The following is a 21354-nucleotide window of genomic DNA, read 5'->3' as shown; positions in this document are numbered from 1 at the left end:
TCAGGTGGCCGTGCGGGCCCGACCGAGCAGCACCAGGGCACAACCGAGGGGCAGCGCCAGCGAGAGCAGCGCAAAGAGGGCCTTCAGGTTGACGAAGGTCGAGAGCTCGCGGGGCAGCAGCATGGCACCGACGACGAAGAAGATGCCGCAGGCCCCGATGACGATGGTCGGGAACCGCGCATGGCCCAGCCCGAGCAGCAGGAAGTAGGCCGGCACGTTGAGCGACAGCAGCAGGAAGACGAGCGTCAGCTGACGTGCGAGCCCGCCATGCTCCGCCGCGAAGGCCGGCGAGATCCACAGCCCCAGCAAGGGCTGGACGATCAGCAGCAGCAGCAGCGACGGCAGTGCAGCCAACGCGGTGGTCCACCCCAGCGTCGTCAGCAGCCGCCGGTGGCTGCCTGCGCCCGGGCCGGCCTGCCGGGCCGCCCAGGGCACGAGCACCTGGCCCGCCGCCGCCGCCAGTGCGTGCGGCACCTGCGCGAGCTGAACGCAGACGGCGTAGGCGGCCAGCACGGAAGCTCCGAACCAGGCGCCGACGAACCAGCGGTCGAAGGCATTGAACACGAGGCTGCCCAGCAGGCTGATCCACAACCAGACACTGGTGCGCGCCAGGTCGCGGGACACCTGCCCTGCGGGGCCGGCTGCCGGCGCCGGCATCGGCGCCAGCAAGCCTTCGCGGCGCAGCGCCCACAGCCGGAAAGCCAGCTTGCCCAGGGTGACGGCCAGCGACACCGCGATGGGCAGCAAGGCGTGGCTGCCGTCCTGGACCACCCACGCGATCACGGCGACCTGCGCCCCGCGCGCGGCGGTTTCAAGCCGGGCGGCGAACGCGAACCGTCCGCAGGCCTTGAGGCTCGATGCAAACGCGCCGTCAAGCTCGGTGGCCGCCATCCACGCCACTGCACACAGCACGAGCAGCCCGGCGTGATCGCCACCGCCGACGAGCTCGGGCGTCAGCAAGCCCAGCCCCAGGGCGACCAGGCTGCCCAGCACCACGGCGGCAGAAACCACCGCCGTGCGGCGGATCAGCCACCGCAGGGCGGCGGCGGCGCCGGCACGGTCGCCGCGGTGCACGGCCGCGGAGAGCACGGGCAGAAGGCCGGTGCTGGCGCCCAGCGACATGAAGCTGCACGCCAACAGCGTGCTCTGCACGAGCACCCAGACGCCGAACTGCCCAGGCCCCAGCCGATGCAGCAGCAGCGGCGTGAGCACGAACTGCGCCGCCACGACGGCCAGTAACTCCAGCACCGGCCAGAAGGCAAGGCCCGTGCCTCTGATCCAGGACTGCGGCAACTGCATACGGCTTGATCGTATCGGGGCCCGGCAGCGCCGGCTCGGGTGCTGCCCCACACGGAGCGACTACCATCGCCCACCGCCACGACACCTGCGATCCCCGCTCCGCATGCACGGCATGTCATCGGTTTCGGTAGCGCTGTGCACCCACAACGGCGCGCGCTTCCTGGAGGAGCAGATCCGCAGCATCTGCGCCCAGACGCTCCCGCCTGACGAGGTGCTTCTGTCGGACGACGCCTCTGCCGACGGCAGTGTCGAGCTCGTCTGCCGATTGCTGGACGCCAGCTCCGGCGGCAACGCGGCCCGGCCCATCGCGCTGCGGGTGCTGCGCAACGCCCAGCCCCTGGGTGCGCGCGCAAACTTCGAGCAGGCCGTGCGCCAGTGCAGGGGTGAGTTGATCGCGCTGTGCGACCAGGACGACGTCTGGCAGCCGCACCGCCTGCGCACGCTGGTGGACTGCATGGATGCACGGCCGGACCTCGACCTGGTGCACTCCGATGCCCGGCTGGTCGACGCCGAGGGGCAGCCGCTGGGCCGGACGCTGCTCCAGGGCTTCGGTCTGCAGCCTTGGGAGCTGGCGCGCATTCATGCGGGCGACGCCCTGAGCGTGCTGCTGCGGCGCAGCTGCGTCACCGGCGCGACCACCCTGTTCCGGCGGCGCCTGCTCGAGGCGGCGCTGCCCTTTCCTGCCCAGTGGTGGCACGACGAGTGGCTGGCCCTCATCGCCGCGACGGTCGGCCGCATGGATGTCGTCGAGTCGGCGCTCATCGACTACCGGCAGCACGGGGCCAATGTGATCGGGGTGCCGTCTCCGGTGCCCTGGCTCAAGGCCATGCGCAGCGCCCTGGCGCCCGGCGGCAGCCTGCGCCGCCGCGGCCGGCTCGCGCGGGCCGAGGTGCTCTGGCAGCGGGTGCAGGCGCTGGGTGATGGCGTCCGGCCCGAGCGGGCCCGGCGCGTCGAGGAGCTGCTCGCCCACGAGCGGCTGCGGGCCGGCCTGCCGCAAGCCCGGGCCGCGCGGCTGGGGCCCGTGCTGCGGGAGGCGCTGGCGGGGCGCTACGGGCGCTTCAGCGACGGCTTGCGCAGCGTCGCCCGGGACCTGCTCGTCACGATGTAGCCGGGCGCCCGCCGCTGACGGCCTCCAGCACCGCCAGCATGCGGTCGACGCTGCGCGTCCACTCGTAGTGCTGCCGCACCCGCTTGCGGCCGGCAGCACCGAAGGCGCGGCGCAGATCGGCGTCGGCCACCAGCCGCTCCAGCGCCTGGGCCAGTGAGGCGGGGTCCTCCCTTGGGACGACGAGGCCGGTCTCGTTGTGCACCACGACCTCGGGCAGCCCGCCCGCGTCGCTCACCACCACCGGCAGCGCGCAGGCCGAGGCCTCCAGCACGGCCACGCCGAAACTCTCGCTGTCCAGTCGGCTGACGGCCACGTAGATGTCCATGCGGTTGAGCCAGCCTGCCACCTCGGCATGCGGCACCGGCCCGATGAAGCGCACCTGCGGGCCGATGCCCAGCGCCTGGGCCAGAGCCTCGAGCTCGGCCCGCTGCGGGCCGCCGCCGACGATCTGCAGCGACAGCACGCGGGGGTCCGCCGACCAGCGCCGCGACAAGCGCGCAAAGGCCTGCAGCAGCACGTCGATGCCGTACTTGGGCGCCAGCGTCTTGACGGTGCCGATGACCAGGCCTTCGTGGGCCTGCGGCTGCGGCGCGAAGCGCCCGCTGTCGATGCCGAAGGGCGTGATGGCGACCTCGCCGACCGTCGGCAGCAGAGCCCGCACCTGCCGGGCCATGGCCTCGCTGGTGGAGGCGACGGCGTCTGCGCTGCGCAGGTTGCGGCGCAGCCACCAGCCCTTGAGGCGGCTCTCGGTCGGGAAGTCGTAGACATCGCTGCCCCACACCGAGAGCAGCCAGGGATGGAAGCCCGCCAGGGCCGCCGTGGTGCCGTAGCCGCTGGCGTAGTGGGCTTGCAGCAGCGCAGGCTGCTCGCGGCGCAGCAGGCGGCGCAGCGCCGGCACGTTGCGGAAGTAGCCCGCCGTGCCGGCATGGGGCAGCGCCACCACGCGCACGCCGGCCGGCGGCGCCCAGGCCGCGTCGGGGTGCTGCGTGGCCAGCACCACCTCGACGCCGCGGCCGGCCAGCGCCGCAGCCCAGCGCTGCGTGTGGATGACGCTGGCCGGGGCCAGCATGAGCAGCCGGCGCACGGGCGCGACAGGCATCACCAGCGCCCGGCCATCACGGCCTCGAAGTCGCTGCGCGACACGCGGTCCATGGTGCCGGCACGGGCCAGCAGCCGCCGCACGAAGCCGGGCAGGGCCGGCGCCGCCAACGTGCCGCTGCGCCACAACAGCAGCGCCACGTAGGGCAGGTAGGCGGCGCACCACAGCCGCCAGCGCCAACGGCCCAGGCGCAGCCGCATGTGGATGAAGCGGTTCAGGTAGTGCACGGCCACGCGCGCGCGCCGCGGGTCGGCCGCTGCGGCCGACGCGGCGCCGAGGGCGGCGCTGACCTTGTGCTGCACCACGGCCGAGGGCAGGCACACGGCATGGCCGCCCTGCGCCTGCAGCCACAGCGCGAGCTCGAAGTCTTCTTCGCCGAAGAAGAAGCGCTCGCTGAAGCCACCCCGGGCCGCAAAGGCCGCCGTGCGCGTGACGAAGCAGCAGCCGGTGAAGAAGCTGCAGCGGATCTCGCCGCGGCGCGCGCCCTCGGCCCGCGGCCGGCCGGCCAGGTGGTAGCGCCGCAGGCCGATGCGCCAGAGGGTGCCGCCGCAGTTCCAGATGCGGTCGCTGCCGTGCACGGTGATCATGGGCAGGGTGGCGAAGCAGCCGGGCTCGGCCTCCAGGCGGGCCACCAGCCGGCCCAGCGCGCCGGGCTCCACGACGGTGTCGTTGTTGAGAAAAGCCACGAGGCCGCAGCCCAGGGCCTGCGCCACGCGCAGCCCGGCGTTGCAGCCGGCGGCGAAACCCAGGTTCTCGCCGGCTTCGAGCAGCCAGACGGCAAAGCCGTCGGCCGCGGCCGGGGCCAGGGCCGGCGGGGGCGCAGTGGGCGTGCAGCGGACGCAGGGCACGCCGAGTTCGGCCAGTTCTGCAGCGATGCGGCCGGCCGAGCCGTCGCGGGAGCCGTTGTCGACCACGACCACGCGGCAGGGGTCGCCGCCGTCGCGCAGCGAGCGCAGGCACTCCAGCGTGTCATCGGCGCCGTTCCAGTTGAGCACGATCACGGCGCAGCCCGTCGCAAGCGTCGGGTGTTCGTGGGGCGAGGGCATGCGCAGGCAGTGGGTGCGGGTCTGGCCCAGGCATTTTCACGCAGGGCCCGGCAGGCGGCGGGGGCCGCAGGCCGCGCCCATAAAATCGCGCCCTGGCTTCGAGATGCGCATGACGACGACCGACGACGACAACTCCCTGATGGCGGAACGCCGCGCCAAGCTCGCCGCGCTCCGCGCCCAGGGCGTGGCCTTCCCCAACGACTTCCGGCCCAAGCACCACGCCGCCGACCTGCACCAGGCCCACGAGGGCGAGCCCAACGAGGTGCTGGAGCCCAAGGCCATCGCCGTGGTGGTGGCCGGCCGGCTGATGCTCAAGCGCGTGATGGGCAAGGCCTGCTTCGGCACGCTGCAGGACGGCTCCGGCCGCATCCAGATCTACGTCACGCAAGATGCGGTCGGCGCCGAGCTGCTGGCCGCGTTCAAGCACTGGGACCTGGGCGACATCCTCGGCTGCGAGGGCACCCTCTTCCGCACCAAGACCGGCGAGCTCTCGATCCGCGCCACCCACGTGCGGCTGCTCGTGAAGAGTCTGCGCCCGCTGCCCGACAAGTTCCACGGCATGACCGACCCCGAGCAGAAGGTCCGCCAGCGTTACGTGGACCTGGCCACCGACGACAGCGCGCGCGCGCGCTTCGTGGCGCGCAGCAAGGCCGTGGCGTCCATCCGCGGCTTCATGGTCGAGCACGGCTTCCTCGAGGTGGAAACTCCCATGCTCCACCCCATCCCCGGTGGCGCCAACGCGCGGCCCTTCGCCACGCACCACAACGCGCTCGATCAAGAGATGTTCCTGCGCATCGCGCCCGAGCTCTACCTCAAGCGGCTGCTGGTGGGCGGTTTTGAGCGCGTGTTCGAGATCAACCGCAACTTCCGCAACGAGGGGATTTCGGTCCGCCACAACCCCGAGTTCACGATGATGGAGTTCTACGCCGCGTACTGGACGCACGTGGAGCTCATGGACTTCACCGAGGCCATCCTGCGCCACGCCGCGCGCGCGGCCACCGGCTCGGCGCGGCTCAGCTACGCCGGCCGCGAGGTGCACCTCGACGAGCCCTTTGCGCGCTTGAGCGTGCGGCAGTCGCTGATCGCCATCGCGGGCCTCACGGAAGCCGAGGCCGACGACCCGGCGGTGCTGCGCGCCCGCATCGTGGCCGCGGGCGAAGAGGCCCTGCCGCACTGGAGCCTGGCCGAGCTGCAGTTCGGCCTCTTCGAGGCCGAGGTCGAGGCGCAGCTGTGGCAGCCCACCTTCATCATCGACTACCCCGTCGAGGTGAGCCCGCTGGCGCGCGCCGCCGACGGAAACCCGAGCATCACCGAGCGCTTCGAGTTGTTCATCACCGGGCGCGAGGTGGCCAACGGCTTCTCGGAGCTCAACGACCCCGAGGACCAGGCCGCCCGCTTCCACGCCCAGGTGGCCAGCAAGGACGCGGGCGACGACGAGGCCATGCACTTCGATGCCGACTACATCCGCGCGCTGGAGTACGGCATGCCGCCGGCCGGCGGCTGCGGCATCGGCATCGACCGGCTGATCATGCTGATCACCGACAGCCCGAGCATCCGCGATGTGATCTTGTTCCCGGCCCTGCGCCGGGAATCGGCATGACGCCGGCCTTGCGCCGAGAAGGCTGAACCGCGCATGGCAGCGCCCGCACGGCTGCAGGCGCTGCCGGAGATCGAAGCCGCGCTGTGGCACGAGCTTGCGCGCGCGGTGCGCGAGCGCGACCACGCCTGGCGACTGGCCACGCTGGCCACCGTGTCGGCCCAGGCCGACGGCGTGCACCCGGAGGCGCGCACCGTGGTGCTGCGCGACTGCGATCCCGAGGCCCGCCGCCTGCTCGTCTACACCGACGCGCGCAGCGCCAAGGCGCAGCAGGCCGAGCGCCGGCCGCAGGGTGTGCTGGTGCTGTGGTCGGCGGCGCTGGGCTGGCAGCTGCGGCTGCAGGTGGCGCTGGTGCTGCACACCGGCGGGCTGCAGGTGTCGTCGCGCTGGGCGCAGTTGCAGCTCACACCCGCGGCACAAGACTATCTGGCGCCGCTGCCGCCCGGCACGACGCTGGGCGATGACCGCCAGGCCGCGCCCGACCGCGGCAGCCGCAGCCACTTTGCCGTGCTGGAGTGCCAGGTGCAGAGCACCGACTGGCTGGAGCTGCACCGCGACGGCCACCGCCGCGCGCGCTTTGGCGCCGACGGCGCGCGCTGGCTGGTGCCCTGAGCCCTCTGCCGTTCGCCCTGAGCCCTCTGCCGTTCGCCCTGAGCCCTCCGCCGTTCGCCCTGAGCCTGTCGAAGGGCCCGGCGACCCGCTGCAAGGGCTTCGACAGGCTCAGCCCGAACGGTTGGCGAGCCCGGCGGCCCGCTGCAAGGGCTTCGACAGGCTCAGCCCGAACGGTTGACGGCCCCGCCGCTCAGCGGTGCCGCCACTCGTCCTGGCGCTTGGCCACGAAGCCGGCCAAGCCTACCTTCTGGTTGGCGGTGGCAAAGAGGGCGTGGAACAGGCGCCGCTCGCAACACACGCCGCCGCCCGCGTTTTTGCGCCGAGGGCGCGCGCTGGCTGGTGCCCTGAGCCCTCTACCGTTCGCCCTGAGCTTGTCGAAGGGCCCGGCGACCCGCTGCAAGGGCTTCGACAGGCTCAGCCCGAACGGTTGACGGCACCGCGCTCAGCGGTGCTGCCACTCAGCCCGAACGGTAGGCGACCCAGCGCTCAGCGGTGCTGCCACTCGGCCTTGCGCTTGGCCACGAAGGCGGCCATGCCTTCCTTCTGGTCGGCGGTGGCAAAGAGGGCGTGGAACAGGCGGCGCTCGTAGCTCACGCCGTCGGCCAGGCCGCTTTCGAAGGCGCGGTTCACGCACTCCTTGGCCATCATCACGCTGGGTCCGCTCATGGCGTTGATGGCCTCGGCGGCGGCCAGGGCCTCGTCGAGCAGCTTGTCGGCCGGCACGACGCGGCTCACCAGGCCGGCGCGCTCGGCCTCGGCGGCGTCCATCATGCGCGCCGTCAGCACCATGTCCATGGCCTTGGCCTTGCCCACGGCGCGCGGCAGGCGCTGCGTGCCCCCGGCGCCGGGGATGATGCCGAGCTTGATCTCGGGCTGGCCGAACCGGGCCGTGTCGGCGGCGATGATGAAGTCGCACAGCATCGCCAGCTCGCAACCGCCGCCGAGGGCGAAGCCCGACACCGCGGCGATCACGGGCTTGCGGATGCGCCGCAGGGTCTCCCAGTTGCGGGTGATGAAGTCGCCGCCGTAGGCCTCGGCGAAGGTCTTGTCGGCCATGGCGCCGATGTCGGCGCCGGCCGCGAAGGCGCGCTCGCTGCCGGTGATGACGATGCAGCCGATGGTGGCATCGGCGTCGAAGCGCAGGAGCGCCTCGCCGAGCTGGTCCATCAGCGCGTCGTTCAGGGCGTTGAGCTGCTTGGGGCGGTTGAGCGTGACGAGCGCGGTGCGGCGCGGGCCGTCGCCACGGAGGTCGGTCAGGATCAGGGCTTCGTCGGTCATCGGTCGGGTCCTGGCGGTCAAGCGCCCTGCCGCGCAGGGACGCCGGAGCACTATAAGGCGGCCCCGGTCGGGCCCAGGCTCAGCGCGCCGGGGTTGCCTGCTCCGGCAGGCGCTCCAGCAGCAGTTCGAGCATGGCCTGGCGGCCCTGTGGGCCCTGCCGGATGAGCATGCGCACCGGCAGGTTCTGCAGCGAGGGCGCCACCCACAACTCGGCCGTCAGGTCGCCGCCGCCGGCCTCCAGCCGGGGTCGTATGTGCACGGCCGCCAGCTCACCCGCCGGGGTGGCCACCGTGGCCGGGCCCACGATGTCGTAGACCCAGGGCAGCACGCGGCGCGGCAGCGCCAGCGGGAAGCTCAGCGACTGCCCGGGCTGCAGCAGCTCCGGCCGGGCGTTGAACAGCCAGGTCATCTGCACGAACTGGCTGACACTGTCCTGCACGCCCTCGGGCCGCGGCAGCACGCGGCCATCGGCCAGCAGCAGCTGCTCGGGGCCGAGCTCGATGGCCACGCGGCGCGGCTCGCGCAGCAGGATGCGCGTCTCTTCGTCGTAGCGGCGTGGCGCCAGCCCGGCCGGGGTGATGAGGCCGTCGCTGCTGACATGGCGCGTGGCCAGCAGCGCCACCGTCAGATCAAGGTGCACCTGGTAGCGCAGGCCCTGGCGCAGCCACTCGATCCGGGCATGGCCCTCGACCGGGCCTTGCACGTCGCCACTGATGCGGTAGCTCAGGCGCGTGGATGGTGGCCAGTCGAAGGCGGTGGCGTCGGGCGGGGCCGAGGCGGCGGCCCGCGGTGCCTCGGCCGCGGGCGGTGTAGGCGCTGCGGGCGCGGGCAGCGGCACGGCCGCCAGCGCCGCGCGTTCGGGCAGCGGCGGCAGCTCGGGCAGGGCCGCAAGGCCCGCATCGCCGGCCCCGGCCGCCGCGGCCACCCGGCCAGGCGCGCTGGCCAGGCGGCGCGCAGCCGGTGCCGGCTGGCGCGGCTGCAGCACCTGCACGAACTGCACCGCCAGCCGCGCCGGGCGGACGTCGGCCGCCGCACCCGCGCCCAGGCGGGCCGGCCAATCGGAAGGCAGCAGGGCCGGCAGCACGGCCAGGTGGAGCACCGCCACGGCCACCACCAGCGTGGCCAGGCCGGCGCGGCGGAGCCTCTCAGCTGCCGGCGGCACCGACGAAGCAGGCGATCGAGGCCACGGCGCTGAGCCGGAAGCGCAGCGTCAACCAGGCCGCGGCCCCCAGGCGCGGGTAGCTGCGGCGGTCGACGACGTAGCACACCACCAGCATCAGGCCCAGCAGCACGAGGCCGGCGTAGGCCGGCATGATCACCGCAGGCCAGGCCACCAGCGGGGGCACCACGCCCCAGGCCAGGGTGGCTGGCGGCGGTTCGGGCTGGCGCATCGCCAGGCCCCAGTGGATGCCGCCGAGGAAGCTGACGATGAGCGCGGCGTAGGCCAGCAGCGCCATCGCCGCGTAGACCCGGGCCTCGCCCTGCACCAGCCACACCAGGGCGGTGCCGCCCACGAAGGGCACGAGCCCGGCATGGCCCAGCCAGCGCGCGGTGGCGTTCACTTCTTGGCCGCCGCGGCTGCCAGCAGCAGGGCGGCCCCGACCCGCAGGCCGGCGCGACGCAGAAAGGACTTCATGGCAGGCAGGGCCTCGAGGACGGAAGGGTGCACGGGCCGCTCACAGGCCCAGGGCCTGCGCGGTGAGCCGCTTCTTCAGCGGCCCGAGCCGGTCGACCGTGGCCAGGCCGCGGTTGCGCAGCTGGCGCAGCAGCGGGTGGGGGTGGGCGAAGAGGTGCAGCAGGGTATCGGTCAGTCGCGCCATCGCCTGCGTGGGCGCGCGGCGCTGGCGCGCGTAGCGGGCCAGCAGCTTCTCGTCGCCCAGCGGCCGCCAGGACTCGGTGGCCTGGCGCGCGGCCAGCACCTCGGCCAGCGCGGCCACGTCGGCCAGGCCCAGGTTCAGGCCCTGGCCCGCCAGCGGGTGCAGCACGTGCGCGGCGTCGCCCACCAGCACCCAGCCCGGGCCGTGCACGGCGCTGGCCTCGGCCAGCGCCAGCGGCCACTGCTGGCGCGGGCTGACCAGCGACAGGCTGCCGGCGGCGCCCGCGGTGGCGGCCATCAGCTCGGCCTCGAAGGCGGCGTCGGACAGCGCCATCAGCGCCTGGGCGCGCTCGTCGGGCAGCGACCAGACCAGGCCCAGGCCATGGCCCGGCTGCGGGCGGTCCAGCGGCAGCAGCGCCAGCACGTCGGGGCTGCGGAACCACTGCCGCGCCTGCTGCACGTGCGGCTGGCTGGCGAGCAGGCGCGCCGCGATGCCGCGCTGGCCATAGCCGTGGCGCGTGAAGTGCACGCCCAGCGCGGCGCGGGTGGCCGAGTCCTTGCCCTCGGCCAGCACCGTCAGGGCCGCGGGCACCGGGGCCGCGACCTGCTCGAGGTGCGGCGCAAAGCCGGCGGCAGTGGCCAACGCGCGCTCGAGCTCGGCCGCGTCGACGATCCAGGCCAGCTCGGGCACGCCCTGCACCCAGGCCGAGAAGTGCAGCGCTGCCGAGCCGTCGTCGCCCTGCACGTGCATGTCGTGCACGGCGGTGCGGGCATCGGCGGGCAGCGCGTCCCAGACCTTGAGCGTACGCAGCAGCGACACCGAGGCGGCATTCAGCGCATAGGCGCGCACGTCTTCGGCCCGGGCTGCCGCAGCCGGCGCCAGCAAGGCCACGCGCAGGCCCTGGCGCGCCAACGCCAGGGCCGCCGCAAGGCCCACGGCACCACCGCCGCGCACGAGCACATCGTGGCGGGCGGCGCCTGCGGGCGTCTGGGGCTTCGGGTCGGGCATCGGGTGCTTGCGGGGCAGCCCGCCATCGTAGCAAGGGCCCCCAGGCACAATGAAGCGACGGGCTGGGCACACCCCCCGCCTGGCCCCCGCCCTGCCCCGGGCTCCACCCCCGCACTCCGCCGTGAACGCCGTGTCACCTGCCCAAAACGCCCGCCTCTCGGCCCTGGCCATCCACCCCGTCAAGTCCGGTGGCGCGCTGGCGCTGGACAGCGCCGAGCTCGTCGACACCGGCCTCGACCTCGACCGCACCTGGATGGTCGTCGACCGCCACGGCGACATGCTCACCCAGCGCGAGTGGCCCCGCATGGCGCTCATCCGCCCCACGCTGCGCGGCGGCGAGCTGGTGCTGCGCGCGCCCGGCATGCTGGCCTTGCACCTCAAGCTCGACACCGTGGAGGCGCGCACGCGCGTGCGCGTGTGGGACGACGTGGTCAAGGCCTGGGACATGGGCGCGCTGGCGGCGCAGTGGTTCAGCGACTTCCTCGGCCCGGTGGCCGGCGCGGCGCTGCGGCTGGTGCGCTTCGACCCCGACGAGGAGCGGCTGAGCAGCGAGCGCTGGACCGGCACGCTGAAGGCGCCCAACACCTTCAGCGACGGCTACCCGCTGCTGGTGGCCAATGCCGCGTCGCTGGCCGACCTGAACCAGCGCCTGGCCGCCGCCGGCCACGCGCCGGTGGGCATGGAGCGCTTCCGCGCCAACCTCGTGCTCGAGGGCCTGGCGCCCTGGGACGAAGACCACCTGCACGAGATCGACATCGACACCGGCGCCGGCATCGCCACGCTGCGGCTGGTGAAGCCCTGCGTGCGCTGCAGCATCCCCGACGTCGACCCCGCCACGGCCGCCACCGGCACCGCCGTGGCACAGACGCTGGCCGGCTTCCGCGCCGACCCGCGCATGAGCGGCGGCCTGACCTTCGGCATCAACGCCGTCGTCGTGGCCGGTGCGGGCCTGGTGCTGCGCACGGGCCAGACGGTGGCGGTGCGCCACGCCTTCGGCTGAAGGCCAAGCCGGCGCTGCTCTTGAGCTGTGAACCTGCGTTCACAGCTCAGGCCGCCGGGAAGGGCGGCGCCGGAATGAACTCGGTCTCGCCCGGCACCTGGGCAAAGCGCGCCGCGGCATCGCCTGCCGCACCGGGGCCGGCGGCCCACGCGGCGGCGGCCTCGGCCAGTTGCTCGCGCCGCGTGGCGACGAAGTTCCACCACAGCAGCCGGCGGCCGAGCGGATCGCCACCGATCAACACCGCGCGCGCCGGGCCCTCGGCGGCCAGCAGGGGCTCGTCGCCGGGCGCGAGCAGGGCCAGGGTGAACGGCGGCACAAGCTCGCCGTCCAACGTGACGGGGCCGTCGACCACGTAGACCGCGCGCTCGGCGGCCGGCGGCAGCGGCAGCGCGTCACCGGCGGCCAGCGCGATGTCGATGGCGAGGGTCGGCGAGCGCACCGCCACCGGGCTGGTGGCGTCGAAGGCGCTGCCCACGAGCACGCGCACCACGGCACCGCCCACCTCGAGCTCGGGGATGGCGGCGGCCGACGTGTGCGCGAACGAGGGCTCGATGGCCTCGTCGGCCGCGGGCAGGGCCACCCACAGCTGCAGGCCATGGCGGGTGTGGGTGCGGCCGCGCAGGTCGGCCGGCGTGCGCTCGCTGTGCACGATGCCGCGGCCCGCGGTCATCCAGTTGACGGCGCCGGGCTCGATGCGCTGCACGGCGCCGGTGCTGTCGCGGTGCTGCATGGCGCCGTCGAAGAGGTAGGTCAGCGTGGCCAGCCCGATGTGCGGGTGCGGCCGCACGTCGTGGTTGTCGGCGGGCTGCAGGGCCAGCGGGCCGAAGTGGTCGAAGAAGAGGAAGGGCCCCACCGCCTGGCGGGCGGCCGCCGGCAGCAGACGGCGCACGACGAAGCCGCCGCCGAGGTCTTTGGCATGGGGGTGGATGAGCGTGAGGGCCATGCGGGGCAGTGTAGGAAAATCCAGACGCGTCCGTTCGCCCGCCCGCTGGCGGGCTCTTCCTGAAAGCACCCGCGACATGAGCCTCAAGTGCGGCATCGTCGGCCTGCCCAACGTCGGCAAGTCCACCCTCTTCAACGCGCTCACCAAGGCGGGCATCGCGGCCGAGAACTACCCGTTTTGCACCATCGAGCCCAACGTCGGCATCGTCGAGCTGCCCGACCCGCGGCTCGCGAAGCTGGCCGGGATCGCCAAGCCGGAGCGCATCGTGCCGGCCATCGTGGAGTTCGTCGACATCGCCGGTCTCGTGGCCGGCGCCAGCCAGGGCGAGGGCCTGGGCAACCAGTTCCTGAGCCACATCCGCGAGACCGACGCCATCGTCAATGTGGTGCGCTGCTTCGAAGACCCCAATGTCATCCACGTCGCCGGCAAGGTCGACCCCGTCGCCGACATCGAGGTCATCCAGACCGAGCTCTGCCTGGCCGACCTGGCCACGGTCGAGAAGAGCCTGGCGCGCTACAGCAAGGTGGCCAGAGCCGGGCAGGACAAGGAGGCCGCGCGCCTGGTGGACGTGCTCAAGAAGTGCGAGGCCGCGCTCAACGAGGCCAAGCCGGTGCGCGGCATCGCCTTCAGCCGCGAGGAACTGGTGGTGCTCAAGCCGCTGTGCCTGATCACGGCCAAGCCGGCGATGTTCGTGGGCAACGTCAGCGAGACCGGCTTCGAGAACAACCCGCTGCTCGAGCAGCTGCGCGGCTATGCCGCGAAACAGGCCGCGCCGGTGGTGGCCATCTGCGCCAAGACCGAGGCCGAGCTGGCCGACATGGCCGACGAGGACAAGGCACTGTTCCTGGCCGAGATGGGCCAGGACGAGCCGGGCCTGAACCGCCTGATCCGCGCCGCCTTCACGCTGCTGGGCCTGCAGACCTACTTCACGGCCGGGCCCAAGGAGGTGCGGGCCTGGACGGTGCCGATCGGCGCCACGGCGCCGCAGGCGGCCGGGGTCATCCACACTGATTTCGAGCGGGGCTTCATCCGCGCGCAGACGATCGCCTACGATGACTACGTCGCCCACCAGGGCGAACAGGGCGCCAAGGATGCCGGCAGGATGCGGGCCGAGGGCAAGGAGTACGTGGTCAAGGATGGCGACGTCATGAACTTTCTCTTCAACGTCTGATGGCCGACGGCGCACCCGGGGCTGCCGGCGTCGGCCCGGGCCTCGGTGCCCCTGCCTGGCAGCAGGCCGGGCTCACGGCCCTGGCCTACCTGGCCTTCGGCGCGCTGGCGTTGATGCTGGCCGGACCACCGGGTTTCGCCTCGCCGCTGTTCCCGTCGGCCGGCGTCGCGCTGGCGGCCACTCTGGTGGCCGGGCGTTCGGCGCTGGTCGGCGTGTTCGTGGGCGCGACCCTGCTCAACGCCGGCCTGGGGGCGGCGCGCGGCGCCGAGGGCTGGGTGACGCTGCTGTCGATCCCGGCCCTCATCGGCCTGGGAGCGGTGTTGCAGGCGCAGCTCGGCGCCTGGATGGTGCGGCGTGCGGTGGCCATGCCGCTGGTGCTGAGCGAGCCGCGCGAAATCGCCCGAGCCGGGCTGCTGGGCGGCTTCCTGGCCTGCACGGTCAGCGCCAGCGTGGGCACCGCAGCGCTGGCACTGGGGGGCGTGCTCGACGCGGACGACGTCTTGCCGAACTGGTCCACCTGGTGGATGGGCGACACCGTGGGCGTGCTGATCACGGCGCCTTTGGTGCTGACGCTGATCGGCCAGCCGCGCGCCGACTGGCGGCCGAGGCGGCGCACGCTGGCGCTGCCGCTGCTGGCCGCGCTGGCGGTGCTGGCGCTGGGCGTGCATCAGCTCCGACAGCTCGACGCCGCCCGCGAAGCCGAGCGCTTTGACTACGCCGCCACACAGCTGGTGGCGCAGGTGCGGCAACGGCTGGACAACGCCTCGCTGGCCCTGAAGGGCCTGCAGTCGGCGGCCCGGGTGGCCGGGCGGCCGCTGGATGAGGCCGGGCTGAACGCCGCCTCGGCCGGCTGGCTGGCACGCTTCGACGCACTGCAGGCCACGGGCGTGGGCCAGCGCGTGGCCGAGGCGGGCGTTGCCGCGCTGGAGAACGAGGCCCGGCGTCAGGGCCGTGCCGAGTTCCGCGTGGTCGACCGCGACGGCGGAAGCGACCGCCGTGAGCGCGGCGAGCTGCTCGTGGTGCGCCAGCTCGCACCGGCAGACCGCAACCGCGGTGATTTGGGCGTCAACGCGCTGTCGATCGACGTGGCGCGGCCGGCGATCGAGGCCGCGCGCGACAGCGGCCAACCCCGGGCGTCGGCAGCCCTGGCGCTGGGCCAGTCCGGGCGCGACGAGCCTGGCGTCCTGCTCTACCAGGCCCTGTACAGGCCGGGAGCCACCGAACCCGGCACGCCGTTGGAACGACGGGAGCGCTGGACCGGCGTCGTGTTCATCAGCCTGAGCATCGAGCTCGCGCTGGCCGGCATAGACGAACGCGGCCGAGGCCGGGTCTCGTGGTGCCTGCTCGACGCCGATCCCTCTGCCCGTCTGCGCCGGCTGGCCGGCAGCGGCGAGGCCTCGGCCTGCGGACCGGCGGCAGACGGTCATCGCCACGAACAGAGGCTGGACTGGGCCGGCCGGAGCTGGCTGCTGCGGGCGTCGGCGCCGGTCATGCCGGCGCTGCGGGTCAGCGGCGAGGCCGGCCTGCTGAGCCTGACCGGCCTGGCGGCCGCCACGCTGCTGGGGGCCTTGCTGCTGGTGGTGACCGGCCACACCCGCCGAACCGTGCTGGCGGTGGCCGCCAGCACGGCGCAGTTCCGCGCCGAGGTGGCCGAGCGGCGGCGCGCCGAAGCGGCGCAGCAGGAAACACGCGAGCGGCTGCAGGGCATCCTGGACAACGCACCGCTGGGCGTGCTGTTCCTCGACCACCGGGGCGAGGTCATTGAGGGCAACGCCCGCTTTTGCCAGATGACCGGCCTGGCGCCGGACCGGCTGGTCGGCACCTCCGTGCTGGAGTTCGCCCACCCGGACGACCGCGAGCCCTTGGTCGCGGTGCGCCGCGACCTGGTGGCCGGCGCCGCCAGCCGCACCGTGGCCAGCCTGCGCCTGCAGGCGCCGGGCGAGGACGGGCAGTGGACACCGGTTCGCGTCATCGCCAGCGCGCTGCGGGACGACAACGGTCGCGTCTTGCGCGTGGTCGCGGTGGTCGAAGACGTGGCCGACCAGCTGCGGCTGCAGGCCTCGGAGCAGGCACGGCAGCGCGCCGAGGAGGCCAACCGCGCCAAGAACGAGTTCCTTTCGCGCATGAGCCACGAGCTGCGCACGCCGCTGAACGCGATGATCGGCTTCGCCCAGCTCCTGGGCATGGACCGCGATCCGGCACTCGCGCCGCACCAGCAGGAGTGGGTGCGCCTGATCCAGCGTGCCGGCTGGCACCTGCTGGATCTGATCAACGAGACGCTGGACCTGTCGCGCATCGAATCGGGCTCGGTGTCGCTGGCGCTGGAGCCGGTGGACATGCGGGCGCTGGCCGAGGCGGCGTTGGCCCTGGTTGCGTCGGCGGCCAGCCAACGCGGCATCCAGATCGAGGTCATCGCCGAGCCGGGCGTGCCGGCGGCCATGGGCGACGCCATGCGCTTGAGGCAGGTGTTGACCAACCTGCTGACCAACGCCATCAAGTACAACCGACCCGGGGGCTCGGTGCGCGTGCACGTGGCGCGCGCTGGCAACACCGCCGTGCGCGTGGCCGTCAGGGACACCGGACTGGGCATGGACGCGGCGCAGATGGAGCGCCTGTTCCAGCCCTATAACCGACTGGGACGAGAGCACAGCGGGATCGAGGGCACCGGCATCGGCCTGGTGATCTCGCAGGGGCTGCTCGGCTTGATGGGGGGCTCGCTGGCGGTGGAAAGCCAGCTGGCGGTCGGCTCTACTTTCACCTTCACGCTGCCGGCCACCCACGAGCGCGTGGCCGTCGAGCCCGAGGCCGCCGTGAGCAGGCCCGCGCCTTACGCCCAGCGCCTGGTGCACTACATCGAGGACAACCCGACCAACGTCGAGGTGATGCGGGGCATCCTCGGGCAACGGCCGCAGGTGCGCTTGGCCGTGTCCATGCTCGGCCTGGACGGGCTGGCCGCGATCCGCAGCGAGCCGCCCGACCTGATCCTGCTCGACATGCAACTGCCCGACATCTCTGGCGTTGAGCTGCTGCGTCACATGAAGAACGACGACGCGCTGGCCCAGATCCCGGTGATCGTGGTCTCTGCCGACGCCACGCCCGACCACCTGAGGGCGGCTCTCACGCTGGGCGCGTTGCAGTACCTGACCAAGCCGGTCGACGTGGCGCTGTTCCTGCGTCACTTCGACGAAGCGCTCGCGAACACCGAGACACGCTGGTTGCTGTGAACTGCAAGCGCCCGGCGTTGGGCTCGGCCCCGAAGCGAGCCCCAGGATGGGCCGGTATGCCCGGGTGTCCGCAAACTGCCCCGGATCGTCAAGCCAGCACGGCGTCAACGGGGCGCCGCAGGGAGCGTGGCAGCACCGGGCCGCGGCCGAATCGCACCACCAGGTCCGGCCGCAGGCCGGCCAGGCCCAACGCGGCCGCAAACGGCGGGCGCAGTGCGGCCACTTCGACCGGCTGGTTCAAGAAAGCGTTGCGGATGCCCAAGGCGGTGGCTTGCAGGGCAAAGCGCTCGTAGCACCGTCCCACCTCCACCCAGTGCGCCTTGTCAGCGGCCTGGCCGACGAACACAGCGATCCCGGCGGCACTGCGCACCTGACGCGCGTACTTGTCGGTCTCGCCTTGTGGTGTGACGACCCATCCGAACACCAGGTCCCCGATCCAGGCCGGGAGGTTGGGGCTGCCAGCGGACTCGCCATACAGCCCGTCGCGCGTCTGCACCGCATCGGCTCGGTTGTAGCGGATCCAGGCCTTCAACTCCCTGATGAAGGCGGCGTCGGCCAGCTGCGCGGTGTTGCCGTGAATCACGTAGTCCAGCGTCAGCTCGATGGCCGGGCGCTCGGTCAGCAGCAGCAGGTTCACCATGTCGGAACTGCCAGCACGCTGCAGCAAGGCCAGCTCGTCGGCGGACAAGGGCTTGCCGTCGTAGTCGCCACGCGTGCACTGGCGGCTGGCGATGGCGGCGAACAGGGGCGTCTCCTGGGCCCGTGTGGGTTCGAGGCGCACGCGAACGGCGCCGTCAGTCGCGTCGAAACGCGCCTGTGCCATCAGGCCGTGGGCGAGCGCGGCTTGAGCCAGGTTCTCGGTGGCGCAGCCCAGCGAAACGAACATGTGGTGATCGTCCGGGTCCACCGCGGGGCAGCGTCGCGCCAAGTCGGGGTGGATGGCGACGGAACGGCCATCGGCGTCGAGCGCGAACTTCCAGCATTGCGTGTTGTGGCCGGACGGCGCCAGGGTGGCGCAGCGCACCAGCTCCCGGCCGAGCGCCTCGCCCCTGACACCGGCCGGCCGGCCCACTTGCCAGGTGCGCTCGGCCAATGCTTCGTAGCCGTCGAGCTCAGGCCCCGGGGAACAACCCGACAGGACCAGCGGGCTGGCCACCAGCCACGGCGTGGAGGCCACAAACTGTCTGCGCTTGATCATGGCTGCTAGACCTTGCCCGGCAGACGGGCGGTCACCGCCGTCGGGCGCTTCTCGGGCTGCACGTCGGCTGAGCGGGTGTGACCGCGCTCCTACGCCCTTCAGCCGGCTCGCTGCCGCAATGGCGGCGCAGCCCAATGTAGGCACGGGACCGCGTCCGATCTGTTCGCCAACGCACCCGCCGCTCAGAGCTGCGCGCGCCAACGCACGGGCGGCCAAGCCGCCGCCGGGCCAGCTGCTCGCGACCAGCCGCTTCCAGTGCCACGGCACAGACGGCAAGCACAAGCTCAAGAGGGAAATGAAGGAGCCGCAGGCGTGCCAGGAAGGCGACAAACGCGCCGGCCGGGTCGTGGGTTCTGTCTGACGGACGGTTGGAAGGCGGCTTTCCTGCACATCTTGATCAGCACTCGCCAGGTGCGAGTGCTAATATCTTCGGAACTTCCGATCTTGGGGAATCTCCGAGTCAGCATGAACACCACCGCGTCCGCCGCCCTGGCCGTCCGTGACCCCTGGTCGCTGGTGCCCCCGCTGGGCAACCTCGATGCCTACGTCTCGGCCGTCAACCGCCTGCCGATGTTGAGCCCCCCCGAAGAGGTGGAGCTTGGCCGCGCGCTGCGCGATCGGGGCGATCTGCAGGCGGCCGGGCGGCTGGTGCTGAGCCATCTGCGCCTGGTGGTCAGCATTTCGCGCCAGTACGTCGGCTACGGCCTGCCACAGGGCGATCTCATCCAGGAAGGCAACGTCGGCCTGATGAAGGCGGTGCGCCGCTTCGACCCCGAGCAGGGCGTGCGCCTCGTCAGCTACGCCATGCACTGGATCAAGGCCGAGATCCACGAGTACATCCTGAAGAACTGGCGCATGGTCAAGGTGGCCACGACCAAGGCGCAGCGCAAGCTGTTCTTCAACCTGCGCTCGATGAAGCAGCAGCTCAAGGCCAGCGCCGGTGAAGATGCCGAGACCTTCCGCAACACGCTGACGCCCGCCGAGGTGGCGCACGTGGCGCGCGAGCTGAACGTCAAGCCCGAAGAGGTCGTCGAGATGGAGACGCGGCTGGCCGGTGGCGACACCGCGCTGGAGCCGCAGGAGGGCGACGGCGAGGAAAGCTACGCCCCGATCGCCTACCTGGCCGACGAGACGCAGGAGCCCACACAGCGCATCGAGGCGCGGCACCGCGACTGGCTGGCGGGCGACGGCATCGCGCAGGCGCTGGGCGTGCTCGATGCGCGCAGCCGCCGCATCGTCGAGGAACGCTGGCTCAAGGTGCGCGACGACGGCCACGGCGGCATGACGCTGCACGAGCTGGCCGCCGAATACGGCGTGAGTGCGGAGCGCATCCGCCAGATCGAGGTGGCCGCCCTCAAGAAGATGCGCAAGGCCCTGGCCTGACGACGACGCTTGGCTTTCCCCCGAAAAACCGGCCTCAGGCCGGTTTTTCGTTGAGCAGGATGCGCAGGTCGTGCGCCAGCGCCTCGGCGCCGCCGCCGTAGCGCGTGAACAGCCGGATGCGGCCGGCGGTGTCGAACACGTAGCTGCCGGCCGTGTGGTCCACCGTGTAGCTGGTGTCGGTCTTGCCCGGCACCTTGTTGTAGAAGACCTTGAAGTGCCTGGCCACGGCGCGCGTCTCCTCGGGCGTGCCGCGCAGCGCGACGAAGCCCTTGTCGAAATTCTCGACGTAGGCCTTGAGCAGCTCGGGCGTATCGCGCTCGGGGTCCACGGTGACGAACACGCCCTGCACGCGCTCGCCGTCGGGACCGAGCTGCTTCTTCACGCCGGCCAGCTCCACGAGCGTGGTCGGGCAGACGTCGGGGCAGTGCGTGAAGCCGAAGAACACGACCACCACCTGGCCCTTGAACTCGGCCAGCGTGCGCCGCTGGCCGTCGGGGTCGGTGAGCTCGAGGCCCTGCGCGTACTCGGCGCCGGTGATGTCGATGGCCTTGAAGGCCGGCTTGCCGCCCGCCACACCGGGCAGGGCGGCGCGGTCGCAGGCCGCCAGCAGCGGGGCCAGGCCGCCAAACACGCCAAGGGCGATCAAGGAGCGCCGAACAACCATGGGTCGAGGTAGTGGTCGAGCAGCAGCGCCGCGAACAGCAGCGACAGGTGCCAGATCGAGAAGCGGAAGGTGCGGCGGGCCAGGGCGTCGGAGTAGTCGCGCCAGAGCTTGAAGGCGTAGCCGACGAACAGTGCGCCCAGCACCACGGCGGCCGCCAGGTAGACCCAGCCGCTGAAGCGGAACACCCAGGGCAGCAGCGTCGCCGCAAAAAGCACCACCGTGTACAGCAGCACCTGCAGCTTGGTGAAGTCGGCGCCGTGCGTCACCGGCAGCATGGGCAGGCCGGCGCGGCGGTAGTCCTCCACCCGGTACAGCGCCAGGGCCCAGAAGTGCGGCGGCGTCCACAAAAAGATGATCAGGCACAGGATCAGCGACTCGGCGCCGACCTCACCCGTCATCGCGGCCCAACCCAGCACCGGCGGCATCGCCCCGCTGGCGCCACCAATGACGATGTTCTGCGGCGTCAGCGGCTTCAGCACCACGGTGTAGACGATGGCGTAGCCGACGAAGGTGGCGAGCGTGAGCCACATCGTCAGTGGGTTCACCGCCATCGCCAGCAGCGCACAGCCGGCAGCGCACAGCAGGGTGGAGAACACCAGCGCCTGCGATGTGGTCAGCTCACCCTTGGCGGTGGGGCGCCAGGCGGTGCGGGCCATGCGGCGGTCGATCTGCTGCTCGACGAGGCAGTTGAAGGCGGCCGCGGCCGCCGCCACCAGCCAGATGCCGGCCGAGGCCACGGCCACCAGGCCCCAGCGCGGCCAGCCGGGCTCGGCCAGCAGCATGCCGATGAGGGCGCAGAAGACGATCAGCTGCACCACGCGCGGCTTGGTGAGCGCGCTGTACTGGCGCCACAGGGAACCCCGGGGGGCCGGGGCGGCGGGGGCGGCGATGCTCTGGGCCATGGTGT

General features: G+C 72.6%; 18 protein-coding genes. 7 read left to right on the top strand and 11 right to left on the bottom strand.

Annotated features, from left to right (window positions below):
* Positions 1–1299: a hypothetical protein gene (locus KA711_08390; protein MCM0609004.1), complete on the bottom strand. Its 1299-nt coding sequence runs from the start codon at positions 1297–1299 to the stop codon at positions 1–3.
* A gap of 112 nt (positions 1300–1411) precedes the next feature.
* Between KA711_08390 and KA711_08385 the strand changes: the two genes are divergently transcribed.
* Positions 1412–2407: a glycosyltransferase family 2 protein gene (locus tag KA711_08385; protein MCM0609003.1), complete on the top strand. Its 996-nt coding sequence runs from the start codon at positions 1412–1414 to the stop codon at positions 2405–2407.
* Here the strand turns inward: KA711_08385 and KA711_08380 are convergent.
* Both KA711_08380 and KA711_08375 read right to left on the bottom strand, forming a co-directional pair.
* Positions 2397–3476: a glycosyltransferase gene (locus tag KA711_08380; protein MCM0609002.1), complete on the bottom strand. Its 1080-nt coding sequence runs from the start codon at positions 3474–3476 to the stop codon at positions 2397–2399. The two genes, KA711_08385 and KA711_08380, sit on opposite strands and share 11 nt — an antisense overlap.
* A 29-nt stretch (positions 3477–3505) precedes the next feature.
* Complete coding sequence (locus KA711_08375) at positions 3506–4552, bottom strand: glycosyltransferase family 2 protein (protein MCM0609001.1); 1047 nt, start codon at positions 4550–4552, stop codon at positions 3506–3508.
* A gap of 103 nt (positions 4553–4655) precedes the next feature.
* On the opposite strand from KA711_08375, the gene lysS reads away from it, so the two are divergent.
* Both lysS and KA711_08365 read left to right on the top strand, forming a co-directional pair.
* A complete protein-coding gene (lysS, locus tag KA711_08370; GenBank protein ID MCM0609000.1) occupies positions 4656–6152 on the top strand; it encodes a lysine--tRNA ligase in 1497 nt (498 codons plus the stop codon).
* A gap of 33 nt (positions 6153–6185) precedes the next feature.
* On the top strand, positions 6186–6761 hold the full coding sequence (locus tag KA711_08365; protein MCM0608999.1) for a pyridoxamine 5'-phosphate oxidase family protein: 576 nt from the start codon (positions 6186–6188) through the stop codon (positions 6759–6761).
* A gap of 486 nt (positions 6762–7247) precedes the next feature.
* On the opposite strand, the gene KA711_08360 is transcribed toward KA711_08365, so the two are convergent.
* The 4 genes from KA711_08360 to KA711_08345 all read right to left on the bottom strand — a co-directional run bounded on the left by KA711_08360 (position 7248) and on the right by KA711_08345 (position 10864).
* Complete coding sequence (locus KA711_08360; protein MCM0608998.1) at positions 7248–8039, bottom strand: enoyl-CoA hydratase; 792 nt, start codon at positions 8037–8039, stop codon at positions 7248–7250.
* A 79-nt stretch (positions 8040–8118) separates the two neighbouring features.
* A complete protein-coding gene (locus KA711_08355; protein ID MCM0608997.1) occupies positions 8119–9201 on the bottom strand; it encodes a DUF3108 domain-containing protein in 1083 nt (360 codons plus the stop codon).
* A complete protein-coding gene (locus tag KA711_08350; protein ID MCM0608996.1) occupies positions 9185–9601 on the bottom strand; it encodes a DUF3429 domain-containing protein in 417 nt (138 codons plus the stop codon). Before KA711_08350 ends, KA711_08355 begins: the two co-directional genes overlap by 17 nt.
* A 114-nt stretch (positions 9602–9715) precedes the next feature.
* Entirely contained in the window at positions 9716–10864 is a 1149-nt protein-coding gene (locus KA711_08345; GenBank protein MCM0608995.1) for an FAD-dependent monooxygenase, read from the bottom strand.
* Between the two features lie 49 nt (positions 10865–10913).
* Between KA711_08345 and KA711_08340 the strand changes: the two genes are divergently transcribed.
* Complete coding sequence (locus tag KA711_08340) at positions 10914–11864, top strand: MOSC N-terminal beta barrel domain-containing protein (GenBank protein MCM0608994.1); 951 nt, start codon at positions 10914–10916, stop codon at positions 11862–11864.
* A gap of 46 nt (positions 11865–11910) precedes the next feature.
* On the opposite strand, the gene KA711_08335 is transcribed toward KA711_08340, so the two are convergent.
* On the bottom strand, positions 11911–12807 hold the full coding sequence (locus tag KA711_08335; protein MCM0608993.1) for a pirin family protein: 897 nt from the start codon (positions 12805–12807) through the stop codon (positions 11911–11913).
* 76 nt (positions 12808–12883) lie between these two features.
* Here KA711_08335 and ychF point away from each other — a divergent pair, with 76 nt between their 5' ends.
* Together ychF and KA711_08325 are read left to right on the top strand one after the other, a co-directional pair.
* Positions 12884–13978, top strand: coding sequence for a redox-regulated ATPase YchF (ychF, locus tag KA711_08330; protein MCM0608992.1), 1095 nt, complete (start codon positions 12884–12886; stop codon positions 13976–13978).
* Complete coding sequence (locus KA711_08325) at positions 13978–17202, top strand: CHASE domain-containing protein (protein MCM0608991.1); 3225 nt, start codon at positions 13978–13980, stop codon at positions 17200–17202. The genes ychF and KA711_08325 overlap by 1 nt, the downstream gene beginning before the upstream one ends.
* 88 nt (positions 17203–17290) lie before the next feature.
* Here KA711_08325 and KA711_08320 read toward each other — a convergent pair whose 3' ends face one another.
* Positions 17291–18400 (bottom strand): Tat pathway signal protein, encoded by a 1110-nt coding sequence (locus tag KA711_08320; GenBank protein ID MCM0608990.1) that lies wholly within the window; start codon positions 18398–18400, stop codon positions 17291–17293.
* Positions 18401–18865: 465 nt separating this feature from the next.
* On the opposite strand from KA711_08320, the gene rpoH reads away from it, so the two are divergent.
* Complete coding sequence (gene rpoH / locus KA711_08315; protein ID MCM0608989.1) at positions 18866–19783, top strand: RNA polymerase sigma factor RpoH; 918 nt, start codon at positions 18866–18868, stop codon at positions 19781–19783.
* A 34-nt stretch (positions 19784–19817) separates the two neighbouring features.
* Here rpoH and KA711_08310 read toward each other — a convergent pair whose 3' ends face one another.
* On the bottom strand, positions 19818–20447 hold the full coding sequence (locus KA711_08310; GenBank protein MCM0608988.1) for an SCO family protein: 630 nt from the start codon (positions 20445–20447) through the stop codon (positions 19818–19820).
* On the bottom strand, positions 20426–21349 hold the full coding sequence (locus KA711_08305; GenBank protein MCM0608987.1) for a heme o synthase: 924 nt from the start codon (positions 21347–21349) through the stop codon (positions 20426–20428). The genes KA711_08310 and KA711_08305 overlap by 22 nt, the downstream gene beginning before the upstream one ends.
* Positions 21350–21354: the final 5 nt, after the last annotated feature.

The organism is Ideonella sp. WA131b (assembly GCA_023657425.1).
GTDB lineage: Bacteria > Pseudomonadota > Gammaproteobacteria > Burkholderiales > Burkholderiaceae_C > Rubrivivax.
This window is presented reverse-complemented; position numbering and strand designations above follow the sequence as displayed.

Coding starts and splice junctions, on each gene's coding strand:
- KA711_08310 (MCM0608988.1), bottom strand. CDS start 20,447: ATGGTTGTTCGGCGCTCCTTGATCGCCCTTGGCGTGTTTGGCGGCCTG.
- KA711_08375 (MCM0609001.1), bottom strand. CDS start 4,552: ATGCCCTCGCCCCACGAACACCCGACGCTTGCGACGGGCTGCGCCGTG.
- KA711_08380 (MCM0609002.1), bottom strand. CDS start 3,476: ATGCTGGCCCCGGCCAGCGTCATCCACACGCAGCGCTGGGCTGCGGCG.
- KA711_08325 (MCM0608991.1), top strand. CDS start 13,978: ATGGCCGACGGCGCACCCGGGGCTGCCGGCGTCGGCCCGGGCCTCGGT.
- lysS (MCM0609000.1), top strand. CDS start 4,656: ATGCGCATGACGACGACCGACGACGACAACTCCCTGATGGCGGAACGC.
- KA711_08305 (MCM0608987.1), bottom strand. CDS start 21,349: ATGGCCCAGAGCATCGCCGCCCCCGCCGCCCCGGCCCCCCGGGGTTCC.
- rpoH (MCM0608989.1), top strand. CDS start 18,866: ATGAACACCACCGCGTCCGCCGCCCTGGCCGTCCGTGACCCCTGGTCG.
- KA711_08385 (MCM0609003.1), top strand. CDS start 1,412: ATGTCATCGGTTTCGGTAGCGCTGTGCACCCACAACGGCGCGCGCTTC.
- KA711_08320 (MCM0608990.1), bottom strand. CDS start 18,400: ATGATCAAGCGCAGACAGTTTGTGGCCTCCACGCCGTGGCTGGTGGCC.
- KA711_08335 (MCM0608993.1), bottom strand. CDS start 12,807: ATGGCCCTCACGCTCATCCACCCCCATGCCAAAGACCTCGGCGGCGGC.
- ychF (MCM0608992.1), top strand. CDS start 12,884: ATGAGCCTCAAGTGCGGCATCGTCGGCCTGCCCAACGTCGGCAAGTCC.
- KA711_08340 (MCM0608994.1), top strand. CDS start 10,914: ATGAAGCGACGGGCTGGGCACACCCCCCGCCTGGCCCCCGCCCTGCCC.
- KA711_08360 (MCM0608998.1), bottom strand. CDS start 8,039: ATGACCGACGAAGCCCTGATCCTGACCGACCTCCGTGGCGACGGCCCG.
- KA711_08365 (MCM0608999.1), top strand. CDS start 6,186: ATGGCAGCGCCCGCACGGCTGCAGGCGCTGCCGGAGATCGAAGCCGCG.
- KA711_08345 (MCM0608995.1), bottom strand. CDS start 10,864: ATGCCCGACCCGAAGCCCCAGACGCCCGCAGGCGCCGCCCGCCACGAT.
- KA711_08390 (MCM0609004.1), bottom strand. CDS start 1,299: ATGCAGTTGCCGCAGTCCTGGATCAGAGGCACGGGCCTTGCCTTCTGG.